The sequence below is a fragment of the Kitasatospora sp. NPDC032150 genome (assembly GCF_055579945.1).
The window spans coordinates 23,681-40,671 of the sequence record NZ_JBVIMH010000049.1; the positions used below are offsets into that span (position 1 = coordinate 23,681).

Annotated in this window: 15 protein-coding genes and 5 pseudogenes; 12 read left to right on the forward strand and 8 right to left on the reverse strand. The window is 68.3% G+C overall.

Annotation, left to right across the window (positions count from 1 at the left end; translation table 11 throughout):
• Window positions 1–2 precede the first annotated feature (2 nt).
• A complete protein-coding gene (locus ACZ5ON_RS33460; protein ID WP_465600626.1) occupies window positions 3–467 on the reverse strand; it encodes a MarR family winged helix-turn-helix transcriptional regulator in 465 nt (154 codons plus the stop codon).
• A 412-nt stretch (window positions 468–879) separates the two neighbouring features.
• On the opposite strand from ACZ5ON_RS33460, the gene ACZ5ON_RS33465 reads away from it, so the two are divergent.
• The 5 genes from ACZ5ON_RS33465 to ACZ5ON_RS33485 all read left to right on the forward strand — a co-directional run bounded on the left by ACZ5ON_RS33465 (window position 880) and on the right by ACZ5ON_RS33485 (window position 5,017).
• The gene (locus ACZ5ON_RS33465; RefSeq protein ID WP_465600629.1) at window positions 880–1,398 is read left to right on the forward strand and encodes a MarR family winged helix-turn-helix transcriptional regulator; all 519 of its coding nucleotides are present in this window, start codon (window positions 880–882) and stop codon (window positions 1,396–1,398) included.
• 120 nt (window positions 1,399–1,518) lie between these two features.
• Window positions 1,519–1,962 (forward strand): hypothetical protein, encoded by a 444-nt coding sequence (locus ACZ5ON_RS33470; protein ID WP_465600632.1) that lies wholly within the window; start codon window positions 1,519–1,521, stop codon window positions 1,960–1,962.
• Between the two features lie 36 nt (window positions 1,963–1,998).
• Window positions 1,999–2,865, forward strand: coding sequence for an NmrA family NAD(P)-binding protein (locus ACZ5ON_RS33475; protein ID WP_465600634.1), 867 nt, complete (start codon window positions 1,999–2,001; stop codon window positions 2,863–2,865).
• A 774-nt stretch (window positions 2,866–3,639) separates the two neighbouring features.
• Window positions 3,640–4,842 (forward strand): MFS transporter, encoded by a 1,203-nt coding sequence (locus ACZ5ON_RS33480; RefSeq protein ID WP_465600637.1) that lies wholly within the window; start codon window positions 3,640–3,642, stop codon window positions 4,840–4,842.
• A gap of 43 nt (window positions 4,843–4,885) precedes the next feature.
• Window positions 4,886–5,017, forward strand: a complete 132-nt coding sequence (locus ACZ5ON_RS33485; RefSeq protein WP_465600640.1) for a hypothetical protein — start codon at window positions 4,886–4,888, stop codon at window positions 5,015–5,017.
• A gap of 2 nt (window positions 5,018–5,019) precedes the next feature.
• Here the strand turns inward: ACZ5ON_RS33485 and ACZ5ON_RS33490 are convergent, their stop codons facing one another.
• Together ACZ5ON_RS33490 and ACZ5ON_RS33495 are read right to left on the reverse strand one after the other, a co-directional pair.
• Window positions 5,020–6,024 carry an IS4 family transposase gene (locus ACZ5ON_RS33490; protein ID WP_465600643.1) on the reverse strand — a complete coding sequence of 335 codons (1,005 nt, stop codon included), beginning with the start codon at window positions 6,022–6,024 and terminating at the stop codon, window positions 5,020–5,022.
• 60 nt (window positions 6,025–6,084) lie between these two features.
• Window positions 6,085–7,227, reverse strand: a complete 1,143-nt coding sequence (locus ACZ5ON_RS33495) for a metalloprotease (protein ID WP_465600646.1) — start codon at window positions 7,225–7,227, stop codon at window positions 6,085–6,087.
• Window positions 7,228–7,772: 545 nt separating this feature from the next.
• Between ACZ5ON_RS33495 and ACZ5ON_RS33500 the strand changes: the two are divergent.
• Window positions 7,773–8,171: pseudogene (locus tag ACZ5ON_RS33500) on the forward strand (integrase core domain-containing protein); the annotation flags it as partial.
• A gap of 32 nt (window positions 8,172–8,203) precedes the next feature.
• Here ACZ5ON_RS33500 and ACZ5ON_RS33505 read toward each other — a convergent pair.
• Window positions 8,204–8,509, reverse strand: a pseudogene (locus ACZ5ON_RS33505) (IS6 family transposase); the annotation flags it as partial.
• 359 nt (window positions 8,510–8,868) lie between these two features.
• Here ACZ5ON_RS33505 and ACZ5ON_RS33510 point away from each other — a divergent pair.
• On the forward strand, window positions 8,869–9,009 hold the full coding sequence (locus ACZ5ON_RS33510) for a hypothetical protein (RefSeq protein WP_465600649.1): 141 nt from the start codon (window positions 8,869–8,871) through the stop codon (window positions 9,007–9,009).
• Window positions 9,010–9,298: 289 nt separating this feature from the next.
• On the opposite strand, the gene ACZ5ON_RS33515 is transcribed toward ACZ5ON_RS33510, so the two are convergent.
• Entirely contained in the window at window positions 9,299–9,808 is a 510-nt protein-coding gene (locus tag ACZ5ON_RS33515; protein WP_465600651.1) for a hypothetical protein, read from the reverse strand.
• Window positions 9,809–10,036: 228 nt separating this feature from the next.
• Here ACZ5ON_RS33515 and ACZ5ON_RS33520 point away from each other — a divergent pair, with 228 nt between their 5' ends.
• A complete protein-coding gene (locus ACZ5ON_RS33520) occupies window positions 10,037–12,517 on the forward strand; it encodes an NACHT domain-containing protein (protein ID WP_465600654.1) in 2,481 nt (826 codons plus the stop codon).
• Window positions 12,518–12,545: 28 nt separating this feature from the next.
• Here the strand turns inward: ACZ5ON_RS33520 and ACZ5ON_RS33525 are convergent, their stop codons facing one another.
• A complete protein-coding gene (locus tag ACZ5ON_RS33525) occupies window positions 12,546–12,887 on the reverse strand; it encodes a DUF6191 domain-containing protein (protein WP_465600657.1) in 342 nt (113 codons plus the stop codon).
• Window positions 12,888–12,953: 66 nt separating this feature from the next.
• A complete protein-coding gene (locus ACZ5ON_RS33530; RefSeq protein WP_465600660.1) occupies window positions 12,954–13,091 on the reverse strand; it encodes a hypothetical protein in 138 nt (45 codons plus the stop codon).
• Between the two features lie 228 nt (window positions 13,092–13,319).
• On the opposite strand from ACZ5ON_RS33530, the gene ACZ5ON_RS33535 reads away from it, so the two are divergent.
• Both ACZ5ON_RS33535 and ACZ5ON_RS33540 read left to right on the forward strand, forming a co-directional pair.
• Entirely contained in the window at window positions 13,320–14,507 is a 1,188-nt protein-coding gene (locus tag ACZ5ON_RS33535) for an alpha/beta hydrolase family protein (RefSeq protein ID WP_465600662.1), read from the forward strand.
• A gap of 311 nt (window positions 14,508–14,818) precedes the next feature.
• On the forward strand, window positions 14,819–15,394 hold the full coding sequence (locus ACZ5ON_RS33540) for an alpha/beta hydrolase (RefSeq protein ID WP_465600665.1): 576 nt from the start codon (window positions 14,819–14,821) through the stop codon (window positions 15,392–15,394).
• Window positions 15,395–15,505: 111 nt separating this feature from the next.
• Here the strand turns inward: ACZ5ON_RS33540 and ACZ5ON_RS33545 are convergent.
• A pseudogene (locus ACZ5ON_RS33545) lies at window positions 15,506–16,162 on the reverse strand (IS6 family transposase).
• 10 nt (window positions 16,163–16,172) lie between these two features.
• Here ACZ5ON_RS33545 and ACZ5ON_RS33550 point away from each other — a divergent pair.
• Window positions 16,173–16,784: pseudogene (locus ACZ5ON_RS33550) on the forward strand (UDP-glucose 6-dehydrogenase); the annotation flags it as partial.
• Between the two features lie 35 nt (window positions 16,785–16,819).
• A pseudogene (locus ACZ5ON_RS33555) lies at window positions 16,820–16,991 on the forward strand (IS5/IS1182 family transposase); the annotation flags it as partial.

Sequence of the window (16,991 nt, forward strand, 5' to 3'; positions counted from 1 at the left end):
TGTCAGGAAGACACAGGGCCGTTCAGCGCCGCGACGGCGTCCACCAGAGGCGCCAGCCGGGGATCGTGACTGGCGCGGTCGAGGGCCTGGCGCAGGGCCGTGTCGTGGGTGGGGCGTGCTGCGGCGAGCAGGGCGAGTCCGGTGTCGGTGACGTCGGTGTAGATGCCCCGGCGGTCGGTCGCACACAGGTAGCGGGTGAGTAGGCCGCGGTCTTCCAGGCGCGTGACGAGCCGGGTGGTCGCACTCTGGCTGAGTACCACAGCCTCGGCGACCTGGTTCATGCGCAGGTGGCCGCCCTCACCGCTGTGCTGGTGGCTGAGGACATCGAGCAGGGAGTACTCCCGCACGCTGAGGTCATGTCCGCTCTGCAGGGCACGCTCGATGTGCGCCTCGATCCGGCCGTACAGCAGGGAGAGGGCGTACCAGCCGTGGGCAAGGCCGGTCGCGGCGGTGTCCGTGGCTGTCATGGCACTCTCCTCCGCAGCGGGCGGGCGTTCTTGGTATCGCCCGACATCGATCACATCGCAATATACCGCGCATGCAATTAGTCGGCCAGCGGCAGCCGAGGCTGCTTGTGCAGCCTGCGTGTTGTACCGGGCTTCGACCCACTCGAAGATCGCGATGCGGGCAGCGGCGGTAGTCATGTCGGACCGAAGACCGGGAGCCCCGCTGCGGGGCCACGAAGAAGGTAGCGGGGGATCCGCGACACCGGACTGCCGATGCTTGACAGCATAACTAATTAGGCCACATATTACTTGCATGACACAGCAAGACGCGGTGTATGGCGCTCACATGATCGAGCAGACCGGGAAGGTGCATTGCCAGACCGCCGTAGACCGCATGCTTGACAGGCAACTGATTAGGCACCATATTATCTACATGACACAGCAGGGCGCCGCGCACGGCACTCCCACCCTCGAGCAGGTCCGGCGGCAGATCGCCCGCTACGGTCTCACAGCCGACCCTCAGGCGGTCCTGGTCGCGGCGCGGCTCATGGCGGCGGGGGCGCGACTGGCCCAGGCCGGGGAGGCGCACTTCGCGCGGTTCGGCCTGTCCACCGGGCGCTATCGCCTGCTGGCCGACCTGGAGGACCACGGCGGAGAGAAGTCGCCCTCGCAGCTGGCCGCCAGTCTCGGCGTCTCGCGGGCGACGGTGACCGGCCTGGTCGACGGCTTGGAGCGTGAGGGCCTGGTCGCCCGTCGCCCGGCGCTCGAGGACGGCCGGGGAAATGTGGTCATCCTGACCGCACGCGGCGCCCAGCGGCTGCGTGAACTGGCGCCGGAGCACTATCGGCGGATGCAGGACATGGTCGGCGGACTCTCGACCGAGGAGCGTGCGACATTTCTCGACCTGCTGGCCAGGCTGGTCGAAGGCATGGACGCGCTGACCGCCGACTGACGGCCCATCGGCGGGTCGGGAGCACCTACCGTGCACCTCCCGCCTTCTTTTTTTAGCCATGTAGTTAGTTGCCTAATCGCAAATAGTTAGGCACCTAATTACCTTGTTCGGGAAAGGCTCATGTCCAAGAAACACCGCTCAGCGGGAACACCACCGCCGTTCGTCCTGTGGCGCGAGGTGCTGGTGGCCTATGTCATGCCGGCCGCCATGGCCGGAGTCGGCGGTCTCGCCACCCACCAGCCGAACCTGGTGATCGCCGCCCTCACGACCATCGCCGGCACCTCGGCCGTGGTCGCCGCCGTGCTCGGCGCCCGGCTTCGGCACCGTCCGGACGGATCCTGGACGCTCCGCGCGCCACGCGCACTGCTGACGGCCGGGACAGGACTCTGCGCCGCCGCGCTGGCGTTCCTCCTCGGCTCGGCGGGCTCGCACTGGCTGCCGCACGTCCCGGCACTCGCCGGCAGCTCCTGGCCCGGCCGGCTCCGCCTCGACCTGCCGGTCTCCGCCGCGATCGCCGCGACCGTGATCACCTGGCGCTGGCGCGGCACCCGCCGACACCCCTGAGGGATCCCGTCACCCACCACCCGAAAGGAACACGACATGATCGTCATCATGGGAGCTTCCGGCGCCACCGGCGGCGCCACCCTGCGCAGCCTGGCCGACCTCGGCGTCCCGGCCCGCGCGCTCAGTCGCGAGCCGGCCCGTCTGCTCGCCGGCCTGGACGAGCGCACCCGCCGCCTCGTCGAGGTGGTGCCCGCAGACGCAGGCGACCCCGGGTCACTGCGCGCGGCGTTCCACGGCGCGAGGCAGCTCTTCCTCACCATGTCCAACGGGCCGCGCCAGGTCGAGCACGAGCTGCAGGCCGTCGACCAGGCGCTGCTCAGCGGCGTCGAACACATCGTCAAGGTGTCCGCGCCGGCCGCCGAAGCCGACTCCCCGGTCGTCGTCTCACGTGGTCACCACCGGATCGAGGAGCACCTGCGGGCATCCGGCGTCACTGCGACGATCCTGCGGCCCTATGCGTTCATGCAGAAACTGCTGCTGCTCGCGCCCGGTGTCGCGGCCGCGGGTCTGGTGCAAGGGGCGATGGGCGAGGCGCGCTGCAACTACATCGACTGCCGTGACATCGGCGACGTCGCGGCGGCCGTCCTCACCCATCCCGGACTCGCCGGCGGCACCTATCCGCTCACCGGCGGTCAGGCATACAGCTACCCGGAACTCACCGCCCTGCTGAGCGAATTGCTCGGCCGCCCCGTCCGCTACCTCGATTTGCCGCCGGCCGAGCTCCGTACGCACCTGGTCGAGCGTGCCGGGATGCCCACCTGGCTGGCCGCCCACGTGGTGGAGATCCAGCAACTCGCCGTGCTTCGCCCGGAAGCCCCCGACGACACCGCCACCCGCCTGACCGGGCGCGTGCCGCGCACCATGGAGGCATTCCTGCGTGAGCACCTGAACGCATTCCACTGATCACCACATCGGCCCAAGGGGCCGGCCCACCGCACTCCCAGGTCGCAAACCGCGTCGCTCCACCCGATCCGGTGCAGTGACGGGGACTGGGGTGCCAGCCCGATCTCAAAATGATGCGGGGGCGCGCCGGGGACGGTCGCCCCCGTTGGCCCCGCTCAGGCAGTGATACCTGAGCGGGGTCGGGGACTGGCGCGGTGCCGATGCCCCGTTCCCAGCCCTCTTGTCAGCGGTCCGGCGGTGAACGACCGACGGCCGGGTGCGACGCTGAGACGCAGGTTGCAACAGCCCAGTGGTTGGGCCCTCGAGGTGGGGCGGGCCGCGTTCACTCTGCCGGTCAGGTCCGGGAGTAGGGTCGGCGTCTGGCGCGAGGGCCTCGCGCATTTGCCGGAGTAGCCACCCACGGGCGTGCCAGAGGTAGCTCTCCCGGAGCCGTTCGACGGCGACGCAACCGGACGCCTCGGCGCCCACGGCCAGCGCGCCCCGCCCCTCAAACGGCATTCCCCTGACGCTGGCCGGGCGCCACTTGTCCCGCCCGATGTCGCGCTTTGGCCGAACTCGCCGCACACAGTCTGCCGACTCAAGGCGGACTCAACGGGCCCCGTACGGCGCCACAGGCAGGGCCTCACTGGGCGCCGGGAAGCGGCTGGAGTCCTGCCCGGGCACCGTCTCCCAGTACTTCAAGCCGCATCTAGCCCGCGCTTGCAACTAACAGGCGTCTGCAATTATTGTTTGAGCACGTTATGAGCTCGCTCAAGAAACAAGAAGGGTTGGCCCGTGCCTCTCGCGCTTCTCGCTCTGGCCATCGGTGCCTTCGGGATCGGCACCACCGAATTCGTCGTCATGGGGCTGCTGCCCGAGGTCGCCGCCGACTTCCACGTCACCATCCCCACCGCCGGGCTGCTGGTCACCGGCTACGCACTCGGTGTGCTCTTCGGTGCCCCGCTGATGACGGTGCTCGGCACCAAGGTGCCCCGCAAGCGGATGCTGATGCTGCTGATGGGCCTGTTCGTCGCCGGTAACCTGCTGTCCGCGCTCGCACCCAGTTTCGGACTGATGCTCGTCGGACGCCTCGTCACCTCACTCGCGCACGGCGCCTTCTTCGGGATCGGTTCGGTCGTCGCCGCCGACCTCGTCGCTCCGGAGAAGAAGGCCGGAGCCATCGCCACCATGTTCACCGGCCTGACCGTCGCCAACGTCGTAGGCGTGCCGCTGGGCACCTACGTCGGCCAGGCAGCGGGCTGGCGCAGCACCTTCGCCATCGTCGCCGGCCTCGGCGTCGTGGGCCTTCTCGGCATCGCCAGGCTCGTCCCCGCCCTTCCCCGACCCGAAGGCGTGCACCTACGGCATGAGCTCGTCGCCCTGCGCAACCCGCAGGTTCTGCTCGCGATGGCCATGACCGTGCTCGGCTTCGGCGGTGTCTTCGCCGCGATCACCTACATCGCCCCGATGATGACCCACGTCGCCGGCTACTCCGACGGATCCGTCACCTGGCTGCTGGTGCTGTTCGGCCTCGGCATGGTCATCGGCAACCTCCTCGGCGGCAAGTTCGCCGACCGCGCGCTAATGCCGATGCTCTACACCACGCTCGGCGGCTTGGCCCTGGTACTGGCTCTGTTCACCCTGACCGCGCACAGCAAGATCCTGGCCGCGATCACCGTACTGCTGGTCGGCGCACTCGGCTTCGCGACCGTGCCCCCGCTGCAGAAGCGGGTTCTCGACCAGGCCCACGGCGCCCCCACCTTGGCCTCCGCGGTGAACATCGGCGCCTTCAACCTGGGCAACGCCCTGTCCGCGTGGCTCGGCGGCATCGTCATCGCCGCAGGCCTCGGCTACACCTCTCCGAACTGGGTCGGCGCACTCCTGGCCGCCTCCGCCCTTGCTCTCGCCTTCTGCTCCGCAGCCCTCGAGCGCCGCGACCAGCACACCGCCCCGGATACCGCCCCCAATCCGATGCACAGCAAGCTCATCGGCCGCTGACCCACGACCCAACCCCGCCCCCTGACCGAAGGACCCTCCCGTCATGGCCACCCACCCCACGCTGGACCGGATCACAGCCCCCGGCGGCCGACTGACCCTCGGGCTGGAACCACCCCTCGACAACGACTGGGGACCCAAACGGCAGTCGGCCCACCGCGACGCCGCCCGCCCCTGACCTCACCGGGCACACCCGGCTCGCCCAACTCGCGGACCAGCTCGGCTTCGCCGCAATGTGGGTACGCGAGGTACCGCTGTACGACCCCGGCGGGCGCTGCGCCCGGTGGTGATCAGGCGGTAGGGGGCACTCTGGGCCGGGCGGCCGGGGTCATCGAGGGTGTACTCGATGACCCGCACCACGGTGGGGTCGGCGCGTTTGCGGTGGTCACGGGCGGCCACGATGTCCGAGAGGTACGAGCCGTCGGGGAGTTCCTGCCGGACGGGCAGCACGGAGTGGGACCTGATGCGCCACAGCAGGTCCGCACCGCCCGCCGATGCCGCCCGCCACAGGTCCAGGCCGGCGAAGCCGCGGTCGGCTAGGAGCAGGTCGCCCTCCCCCAGGGCACCGAACAGTTCGCGGGCCAGCACCGTTTCGGCGGTGGTGAACGGTCCGAGCGTCGCATGGGTGATCGCGTGCGTGCCGCACTCGGCCAACGCGACTACTCGGACCTGCGGGAAGGCGGACCGCTCTCCATGGTGCGTTTTCGGACGGCCGAACCGGGCGGCATTCTCCTCGCTGTCGGGGACGTCGAAGGTCGTTCCGTCGATCGCCATGACCCGCCAACTTCCATACCAGGAACCGGAAGTTGACGGTGTCGCCATCGGGCGGGCCACCTCGGCGAACAGGGCTTTCAGGGGCTGCGGTCCCAGCTTGACCCGGGCGCGCGAGATCGCCGCGGTGGTTGGCACCTGCCACGAGCCCGACCAGCGCCTGGCCCAGGCCAGCCCCTCGGTCAGCAGACGCGCGACCTCCTCGTAGCCCTGTCCGGAGAACAGGCACATCGCCAGGACGAAGTAGACGACCACCCGGGGCGGAAGGAGCCGCTGGCGCTGCCCGGACCTCCCGGACTCCTCGACGATCCGGTCCACCAACTCGGGCGGGAACGTCCGCGTCAGCAGTCCGATCGCGATCCGGTCCGACAACCGCTCGTCCGTCGCCGGCTTCACCTGACCAGGGCGTGGCATCCAGGCACCTCCTGGGCAGGCAGCCCACCAGCAAAGATCCTTAAGTCACTGGTATTGAGGTTAGTGAGTGCCGTACTGGATGGAGTGGCTGTGGAGGTAGGAAAGCGCGTCTGAACCGGTGGAAAGCAGAGGGCCAGCTTTCGGTCGGTCGATATTAAAATATTCGGAGAAAGTGGACGGGGAGTTAGAGGTCAACAGAGTGATCGTACTGTTCCAGTTGCCACCGTCGACGTTCCTCCACAGGTCGAGCAGCGAGCCGGTCACATTGCCCTCGACCTGGTCGCCGGCACCCCAGCCCGATGAGTAAGTGAAGGACATCTCGGTGCCGGTTGACCAGACGTAGCGGTAGTCACCCAGAAGGTAGGCCGCGACGGCGTCGGCGAAGCCCTCGACCCACGCACACGTACCGCTGCCAGTGCGACTGTAGATGTACTGGGAGCTGCAGATTGTGTAGCTCGGGAAGCCATTGAACAAGCGGTTCATGAAGAAGTGACCGGACTCGTGGAGGACGGTGTGCTCGGAGTCAGGGTCCGCGGCGGAGAGATGGATGGTGTGGCTACCGATGTCGTAGTACGGACCGTCCGTCGATGTGTCGGTCCACTGGATGTTGAGCTCAGTGCAGTGGTTTCCGTCCGTCTCGTGAGATGACCAGCAGATGCTGGCAGGGTTGTTGCGATTCCACCAAAGGAGATTGACGGTGTCGAAGGCGTGCCAGGCCCGGGCGGTGTCAGAGGTAGGCTTGATCGTGCCCAGCGAAGCGCTGGATGAGACGTTGTACAAGGTCCGGGAGTCCAGCGTGTAAGTCGCGCCGCTGGTGTCATTGACCCGCCACAGCTTTGTACTTTCGGCCTTGAACCGCACCCACATACTGCTCATCGGCGTCGTCGTCGTGGGCGTATAGCAGAGGTTGAAACCTCCGTCACCCGCCGTGTACTGGAAATCGGCAGTGAGCTGGTGCGGGGAGTCGGTGGGCTTCTCATTGCCCCACAGCTCGACGTTCGCACTACGGACCGGGTTCACCCTCGCCGGCTTCATCGTTCCCGCTTCGGCCGACTGGTAGTCATACAGGAGATTTCCGCTCAAGCAGATAGGAGCCGCAGCTGCCGCCGCGCCGGCAGCCGACAGCGGAACCGCGGCCATACCGGCAAGAAGGGCCGCACTGAAGACGGCGAAGGCGCGCGGCAATTTTATTCCACTGCCCATGAGCTTCCTTTCAAATAAACAGAGATGGACCGCCACATGCGGGCGATCTCACAAAGGGACTGACACTCTGTAGGATGGTACTGGCTGCGCACAATGATGCGAGTCACGCGAAGGCGCCTACCAGCGTGAAGTCCTGCTGCGCGGACGGCCGATCCGCTCACCAGATCGCCGTGGTCGGTGGCCGGTCCCACCACAGGGCCCCGGGGAGAGTCGCGTTCGCCCGATTTGATCATGGAACCCCGTGGAGGGTGAGGGCGGCTGCGGGGTGGGTGTGGCTCGTCGGCCCCTGGCGATATTGGCCGTCCGGAGCGGTGGAGGGTGGCACGGGCGAGGTCGCGCAGGGCGCTTATGACGGCAGGGGTGCGGTGGCGGCGGATCTGACTGGAGTCCTCGGCGAAGGTTACGTCTTTGGTCCAATGGACGGTCTTCTCGATGAGCCAGTGGCCGCGCGCCCAGGCGGCGATCTCAGCGGGAGATGCCTGGTGGGCAGCGAGATCGGTGACGGCGTAGACGGTCTCGGTCCGCCACTTCGATGTGCCGATTCGGCCAAGCACATGCGCGCCGAGCTGGTCATCGACGCCCTGGAGGCCGCCGTGGCCGCCCGGGGCGGGAACGTGACCGGGGTAATCTTCCACTCGGACCGCGGCTCGCAATACACCTCGGCCGCGTTCGCCGAGGTCTGCGACCAGCACGGGATCCGCAGGAGCATGGGCCGGGTCGGCTCGAGCTACGACAATGCCTTGGCCGAGAGCCTGTGGCAAGGACTGAAGCGAGAGGTGATGTACAGAAAGCTGTTCTTGACGATGAGTCAGGCAAGACTGGAGATCTTCCGGTGGCTGACCTACTACAACGCCCGCCGTCGCCACAGCACCCTGTCCTACCTCTCACCGATCGAGTTCGAACAGCAACACCACACGCACGCTAGACTCTCGCTCGCAGCATGAACCCCTGTGTCCACGTTCCGGGGGTCACCTCAGTCCAGCACGTGGCAGTGCTGGTCGACCGCCCGCCACAGGTAGTGCCGCTCACCGTTGATCTTCACGAAGACCTCGTCGAGGTGTCATTTGTCCCCGGCCGCGGGTCGGCGTCGGCGCGGCCCGTCGGCGTACGCCTGGCCGAACTTCAGGCACCAGCGGCGGATCGTCTCGTAGGAGACGATCACCCCGCGCTGGAGCATCAGCTCCTCGACCTCGCGGTACGAGAGCGGGAAGCGGAAGTACAGCCACATGCAGTGCGCGATGATCTCCGCCGGGTACCGGTGCCCCCTGTACGACGACGACATGCTCTCCACGGCAAGCCCTCCCCGGCGTGGTCAACCCGAAGATCATCCCAAGCCATCCGCCAACGTGACAGTGCCTCCCCGACCCATCAGCGCTGGCCGCAGTGGCCGAAGACGACGACTCGGATCTGACGGAGGAGCAGGTCCGCCTCCGGGTAACCTGCGACGTGGCGATCGAAGCAGCGCAGGGCGCGGCTGATGCCTCAGTGTGGCCAGGCTCTGGACGTGGTGGCCAAGCAGCGGCTTGGCGGCGATGACGGCGACGCCCGACGAGCGGTGGGTGAACGTCCCGCTGCGCGTCTCCGAGCTGGAGGCCCTGCGGCATCCATGAGCTCCTGGAGATGGCCGCTCCTCGTTCCGCGATGGACAAGCTGGCATACCTCCTGGGGAGCGACCTCCGCTCCCGCCTCACAGGCCGGGAGAAGCCGGACGAGCACCAGGACGCGCTGGCCGAAGCCATCAGGCTCAAGGAGCACTGGGAGAAATACCTGCCATCCCAGTAAAACGACGAAGGCCCACCCTAAGCGGGGTGGGCCTTCGTCGTGTTCGATGTCTGTTGGGCTGCTGTCCCCTAGCGCCCGAGACACGGTGGGCGGACTGGTGGGCAACGATGGCGGCCAGCGCCTACAGCAGCGTGATCCGGCTCCCAGGTCAGCCGGGCCTCGCTTCAGGCCGACCTAGCCAACCGGCCCCGAGCTGTTCCTCGCTGCCGCCGGCTACCAGATGAGTCGCCTGATTGGCGAGCTCAAGAACTGGTGGTCGACGTGCCGGGGTCAACCGTTCATGGGGTCATCACTGACCCCAGGTGTTGGTGGACCAGATCGCTGCCCCGCTGGAGTTATAGATGACGACGTTGCCGTCCGCCTGGACGGCCAGGCGGGAGTTGGGGTTGCCCCACGTGCCGGTCGACCACAGCGCAGTGCCGCTGGAGTTGTAGATCACGAGGTTGCCGTCAGTCTGGAACTCCGCGTGAGCGCCGGCGTTCCAGGTGCGCTGCCGCCAGATATCCCGGTTGTAACCGTTGTACAGCACGAGATTGCCGTCCGCCTGCATCACGAACTCGTGGTCAGGGACGCAGTAGCCCAGTCCGGTGAGCAGGGTGGTCCCGCCATAGATGTAGAGGTTGGAACCGCTCGTGGCCGTGCAGCGGGCCGGATACGCGTGAGACTGCGAATTGGCGGCGTGTGAGGCGGTGGCCTTTGCCGGCGTGGCTGCGTTGGCGGAACCGGCGGTCAGGGCAAGGGCGGCAGCCGCGCCCAGAGCTAGGGCGGCGGTGCGGCGTTTCCAGGTGTGTGTGCGCATGGTTGGTGTCCCTCCTTGAGGTTGCGCGGGTGTCGGGTCCTGCGGCGGACGATGCTGCGGGCGTGCCCGGGTGAGGCCGCGCCTTCAGCATCGGTGAGGCAGTGCCAGGAGCCGGGCCTGTTCCAGGCACGGCGGTGAGCCAGTGGATCTGGTGACCATGCTGGTGGTCTGGCCGGTCAGCGCACCATGCCATTCGACCAGCCAGATATGGCCGGATAGCCCGGTACGGTGCTCGGGCCCAGTAGAGTGATCATCTGCCGTAAAGGGAAGATCCGTGACGTGAGCGAGCGCGTCGAAATGAGCAGCCAGTTCGGTCCTCTGCTTCGTGGGTTACGGCTTGAGGCGAAGCTGACGCAGGAGCAGTTGGCCTTGCAGGCCCGGCTGGGGGTGCGGACCCTTCACCGGTTGGAGACCGGCAAGCCCACTGACGCCCGGCTGGGAACTGTGAAACAGGTCGCTTACGCCGTGGCCGATGCCTTGGGGCGCGATCGTGACGACGTTTTGCAGGACCTGCTGACCGCGTACCGCGACACGACTGCCGCTGCCGGCCGTGCCACCACGGAGGATGCCTCCGAAGTGAGCGGACCCTTGACCGCGCCGGTGCCCGACCCGGTCGGATTCGGCGCGCTGCTGCCCTGGGGCGCCCTGGCTGACGTCGCCCAGTCGTTGGCACACGATGTGCGCAGCCGTTGGATGCGTGAGGAGGAGCAGCGTCGGATCCATGATCCGTTTCCGCTGCCGGTGCGGTGGCGGTCGGCGCCTGAGGGGCTGTTGGACCACTGGGACAACATCAGCGGTGCTGCCCCGGGGGCCACGTCTGGCCCGTTGTCCATGGACGGCGGGCTGGCCCAGGTCACGGAGTTATACCGGCGCATTGGGTCCGGACGGCTGGTGGTGCTGGGCCGGGCCGGTTCCGGCAAGACCGTTCTGATGTTGCGGTTCGTCCTCGACTATCTGGGAATGCGCTCCAGCGGTGATCCCGTTCCGGTCGTCTTCAGCGTCGGATCGTGGGACCCGACCGTGAGCGGGCTGCGTGACTGGCTCATCGACCGGTTGTTGCGCGATCACCCGAACCTCGCCGCACGCGCTCCTGGCCGCTCGACCCTGGCGGCCGCTCTGGTCGACGCCGGTTGGATCCTGCCGGTGCTCGACGGTTTCGACGAGATCGCCACGGGACTTCACGGGGCCGCCCTATGCGAACTCAACGCGATATCCCTGCCACTGCTTGTGACCAGTCGCACCGAGCAGTTCGCCGACGCAGTCGCGACCGAGGTGCTGAGGAAGGCCGCCGGCATTGAACTGACCGACCTGACCACGGACGACCTGGCCCACTACCTGCCGCGCACCGCACGCCCGAATGGGCAGGGCGAGCAGGCCGGACGAGCCGCGACCGTGTGGGACCCGGTCCTGGACGAGCTGCGCAGCCGGCCGGACAGCCGCTGCAGCGCCAACCTCGCCACGGTGCTCAGCACCCCGTTGATGGTGCTGCTCGCCCGGACCCTCTACGGCGACACCCCGGGACAGGACCCGGCCGACCTGCTGGACACCGTCCGCTTCCCGACACCGGAAGCCATCGAAGAGCAGCTGCTGGCCGGCTTCGTCCCCACCGTCTACGACCGGCGCCTGCCAGCCCCGCCCGACGCCGCTTTCGCACGCCCGCGCCGGCCGTGGGACACACAGCGCGCCCGACACTACCTGGGCCACCTCGCCGGGCACCTCGAGCGGCCCGAACAACGCAATCGCCAGGACCTGGCCTGGTGGCAACTGTCCAGCGCCCTGAGCCTGCCCGTGCGCATCCTCGCCATCGTCCTCGCCTGCACCGCAGTCACGACCGCGTTCATCCTGCTCGGGTCCAGCACCATCAACCTGATCAGTACCGACCCCCGGTTCAAACCGAGCACCGGCCTTCTCACCGGACTCGCGCTCGGCCCGATCATCGGCCTGGCTTCGGGACTCGGCTACGGGATCGCCGTCGCGTTCGGCAAGGAAGCGTTCGAGCCGTCCCGCGTGCGGCTGCAACTGTCAGGCCGAGGCCGGCAGAAGGCCGGTACGCCCGCCCGCAGATTCCCGACCGCGTTCGGCGCCGGACTGCTGGTCGGCCTCGCCGCAGGGTTGGCGTACGGACCCACGTGGCTGCTGCTGGTCCCAGGGCTGGTTCACGGGCCACGGCTCGGCATCGAAGCCGTACTGATCCGCTCGCTCCTGTACGCGGTCATCTGCGGAACGGCGGGAGGCCTGGCCTTCGGGCTCATGGCTGCCCTGGAGACACCACTCGATGTCGGGTCCGCCGCGACCCCGGCAGGCCTGCTGGCCATCAACCGCAACACGGTCATCCGCCAGGCCCTGCTCGTCGCGCCGGTGATCACCATCGCCGTCGCCGGTACCTGCAGAACACTCGAAGGCCTCTTCTTCAAGCAGGGCCTGTTGGGCCCACCGGATTTGCGTGGGGGATGGCTGGCACTCGGGATCGAGTGCGGGCTCATCGGTACCGCCTCCTACGTCCTCGCGTTCACCGCCTGGGGCCAGTGGGTGCTCTTCACCCGTATCTGGCTTCCCCTGACGGGGCGGCTCCCCTGGGCGCCCATGGCCTTCCTCGACGACGCCTACCACCGAGGAGTCCTGCGCCGGGTCGGAGCCGTCTACCAGTTCCGCCACGCCCGCCTCCAAAACCGCCTCAGCCCCGCTCGCCACACCTCGGAACACGGCTGATCAGCGCTCACGGTCCTTACCTAAGGGCTCAGGACCGCTCGGGGCCGGAGGGCCGGGTGATCCTGGCGGTGCCCGCGGCGAGGTCGATGCCGGTGCGCTTCGGGGCGCCGTCGTGCTCGTCGTCGCGCAGCACCAGGGCGATCCGCCGTTCCTCCAGTTGGACCCGCTTGCCCGGGTAGAGCAGGGCGTGCAGCTCCTCGGTGGCCGTGGCCCCGGCGCCGCGCGTCCCGGGCTCGGCGTGCACCGACAGTCGGCCGGGAAGCAGCCCACGGCGCTGGGCACGGGCGACGCCCGTCTTCAGGGCCGCGGCCAGGAAGAGCGGGACCACGATCAGCAGCACGGCGAACGGGCCGGTCAGTAAGCTCACCATGAAGGTGGAACGGTTCAGCGCAGGCGACTGTTCCAAGACCCGCGCCGAAGCTGTCAGGAAACGCCACTACGCTCCCGCAGGCGTAGAACCCGGCCAGCGCGGGTCGCGCATACTGCCCTTGGCGGGCGGCAGGCCGTAGGCGAGCCGCTGTTCGTTGGTGAGCAGCACCCGCTCGACGTGGGCCCAGCAGCCGATGCGGGCCACGAAAGCGCGGTTGGCCTGTTCCCGGATGAACGGACACCCGCTGTCGTCTCAGTCGACCTCTCGCGCCGGTCCCGCCCCCTGTGTTGCCGTCGGCGCGCACAGGGCAGGACCTGCTCCCGTCCCCGCGCCCCTTAAGGGCCCTGTCCGCCTCGGAGCCCGTACTCCCTAGGGCCGCCGTCAGACTCTGAGCTGACGTCAGCATCCCTTCGTCTCCCTAGCGTTGGTGCCATGACCAGACTCCGTCGCACTGCCGTAGCCGCCGTACTCGCGCTCCTCCTGCCGCTGCCGATCGCCGCGGCGGGTACGGCGTTCGCCACCCCCGGGTCCTCGGCAGCCTCCCGTTCCGCGCCCCTGGCCGGGTCCAATGACCGACTGGAACTTCCCCGTCCTACGGGCCCGCACGCGGTCGGCCGCAGCACGCTGCACCTTGTCGACGAGCACCGCCAGGACCCCTGGGTCCCCGCCGCGGGCCCGAGGCAATTAATGGTGTCGATGTACTACCCCGCCCGGCCCGGGACCGGCCTGCCCGCCCCCTACATGACCACCGAGGAGGCCCGCCTGTTCCTGAGCATGGAGAAGGTTCCCGGCACCACCGTGCCGGCCAAGGATCTGGTCGACACCCGTACCTATGCGTACAGCGCCGCGCGCCCGGAGCACGGCAAGTACCCCCTTATCGTGCTGTCGCCCGGCTTCACGCTGCCACGTGCCACCCTCACCAGCCTCGCCGTGGACCTGGCCAGCCGCGGCTACGTCGTCGCACTCGTCAACCACACCTACGAGGACTCGGGCACGACGTTCCCCGACGGGCAGACACTCACCTGCGCCCTCTGCGACGGGGCCCCGCACGATCCGCTGCCCATCGACGAGAGCCGGGCCAAGGACATCTCATTCGCACTCGATCAGCTGACCGGAAGTCACCCGGTCTGGCCCTACGCGCACATGATCGATCCGAAGCGGATCGGCATGGCGGGACACTCCATCGGTGGCGCGGCCGCGATCACCACCATGGTCGCCGACAAACGAGTACGCGCCGGCATCGACCTGGACGGCTCCATCGACGCGCCGATACCGGCCGGCGGCCTCGACGGCCGCCCACTGCTGCTGCTCGGCAACCCGGTCAACCACAACGTGGGCGGCGACGAACCCAGCTGGTCCACCGCCTGGCCGAACCTGGACGGCTGGAAGCGCTGGCTGACCATCACCGGCTCCACCCACGTCAGCTTCACCGACGTGCCCGTTCTCGCCACACAAGCGGGCATACCCGGCGCCAACGGCTCGATTCCCGCGCTCCGCGCCCTGGAGATCACCCGCATCTACGTCGGCGCCTTCTTCGACCAGCAGCTGAAAGGCATCCCGCAGCCTGTGCTCAACGGCCCTTCACCGGCCAATCCGGAGGTCACCTTCCAGCACCCCTGATCCCGCCGTCGACCCCGGCGACAGGCCAGCGGACCCCACATGAACGGGCTCCCTCGGGCGGGCCCGCCAGTGTCGGCCGCGGCGGAGGTGACCAACTCACCCTGCCGCGGCCGACCGCACGCGGACCAGATCACCCGAGACGGTCAGCGAACCGGACCGGGACTGAGCTGAGTGGGCTCACGAAATCGTTGCAACAAATGGACAAATGGGCTCTGGTCGTCCAGAAGCCGGGAAGGGTGGTAATGGCAGGCAGCGTCGGGCCGGTCACGTTGTACGCCGAGACATCCGCGCACTGGGCGCCGGACGCACCCTTGGCACTGATCTTGTTCCACGGCTTCGGCGCAGACGAGCGCGATATCACCCCGCTCGGGCCGATGCTCGCGCCGACCCTGCCGTGGGCAGCACTGCGCGCCCCCATCGAGATGCGACATGGCGGCTACACATGGTTCCCGCTCATCGCCTTCGGGGACCAGGACCCGGCCCGGGCCACCGACTCCGCCTGGCAGTGGATCGACGCTCACCTGACCCCGGACGCGAAGGTGATCGCCGTCGGCTTTTCCATGGGAGGCCTCATGGCAACCCAGCTGCTGCGGACCCGTCCCGACCGGGTCGCGGCCACGGTCCTGCTCTCCGGCTGGGTCCAGGACGCACCACAGCCGGCGGACGAGCGGCTGGCCGCCGAACGCCCAGCCGTGTTCTGGGGAAGGGGAACCGGGGATCGCGGGGTCACCGCGGACGCGATCGAGCGGACGCAGAAGTGGCTGCCCGCCCATTCGACCCTCACCAAGCGGGTCTACCCGGGGCTCGCCCACGGCATCGGCGACCAGGAGATCATCGATGTCCGCGCCTTCATCAGTGAGCGGACCGGGAACGGCTCAATCCGCTGACGGGCCATCGCGGCCGCCCCGAGAATGCTGCCCTCGGCGCTGTCACGTTGGTGGGTGTGTGATCGCCTGACGGGTCGTCGGGGCGTGTTGGGGCCTGGTGCCGGCGTGTGGTCAGGCCGCCGCGGGCACGGTGGCGCTGCCGGTGATGTGGTCCCAGATGGTGAAGCGGAGGGTCATCTCGAGGCGGTAGCCGGTGGCGGTGAGCAGGTGGCGTCGGGGTCGGAAGTGGGGTGAGATGCCGCTGAACGCGGACAGGAACCGTTGCGCGGCGCCGGGTGAGCGGAAATCCTTCATGGCGTGTTCGCGCTGCCTGGTGGGCTGGTGGCTGTTCTCGGCCCGGTTGGTCAGTCCCTTGTGCGAGCGATGCTCGGCGGAGGGCATGAGCTCGCGGTGTGCGACGCCGTAGGAGCGGAGCTTGTCGGTGATCATGACGCGCGGCACACGCCGTTGCTTCTTCAGCAGCTTGGCCAGGAACCGCTTGGCGGCCTTCGCGTCCCGGCGGGACTGGACCAGGATGTCCAGCACGTGGCAGTGCTGGTCGACCGCCCGCCACAGGTAGTGCCGCTCACCGTTGATCTTCACGAAGACCTCGTCGAGGTGTCATTTGTCCCCGGCCGCGGGTCGGCGTCGGCGCGGCCCGTCGGCGTACGCCTGGCCGAACTTCAGGCACCAGCGGCGGATCGTCTCGTAGGAGACGATCACCCCGCGCTGGAGCATCAGCTCCTCGACCTCGCGGTACGAGAGCGGGAAGCGGAAGTACAGCCACATGCAGTGCGCGATGATCTCCGCCGGGTACCGGTGCCCCCTGTACGACGACGACACGCTCTCCACGGCAAGCCCTCCCCGGCGTGGTCAACCCGAAGATCATCCCAAGCCATCCGCCAACGTGACAGTGCCCGAGAGCGGCCTCCTGCGCTTCACGACCGACATCGCCGAAGCCGCCCAATTCGCCGAACTGCACTTCATCGGTGTCGGCACCCCGATCGACGCCGACGGCCGCAGCTACGACAACGGCCAGGTCTTCGGCGCCATCCGCCAGCTCGCACCTCACCTCGACCGGCCGTGCACCATCATCGGCAAGTCAACGGTCACGGTCGGCACCACTGCGGAGGTCACCGCCCTCGTGCAGCGCCTGGCGCCCGCCGGCAGCGACGTGACGGTCGTGTGGAACCCGAAGTTCCTGCGCGAGGGCCACGCCGTCGAGGACACGCTGCGCCCGGACCGGATCATCGCCGGTGTCGTCAACGCCGAGGGTGAGAAGGCGATCCGGGCGGTGTACGCCGGCATCCTGGACGCCGGCGTCCCGATCTTCATCACTGATTCGGCGACCGCCGAGCTGGCGAAGGGCGCGGCGAACACCTTCCTCGGCCTCAAGATCAGCTACATCAACAGCGTCGCGGACATGTGCGAGAAGGCCGGCGGCGACGTCTCCAAGATTTTGACCAGCGGATCCAGGAGATCCTGCGCTGCCAGGCGCGGGAGCGGGCCAGACGATTGGAGGTCCCGTCCCCGGTGATCATCGACACCCAGTCCGTGCGCGTGGCGGCGGGGGTGCCGAAGGAGACGACGGGACTGGACGCGAACAAGAAGACGCCCG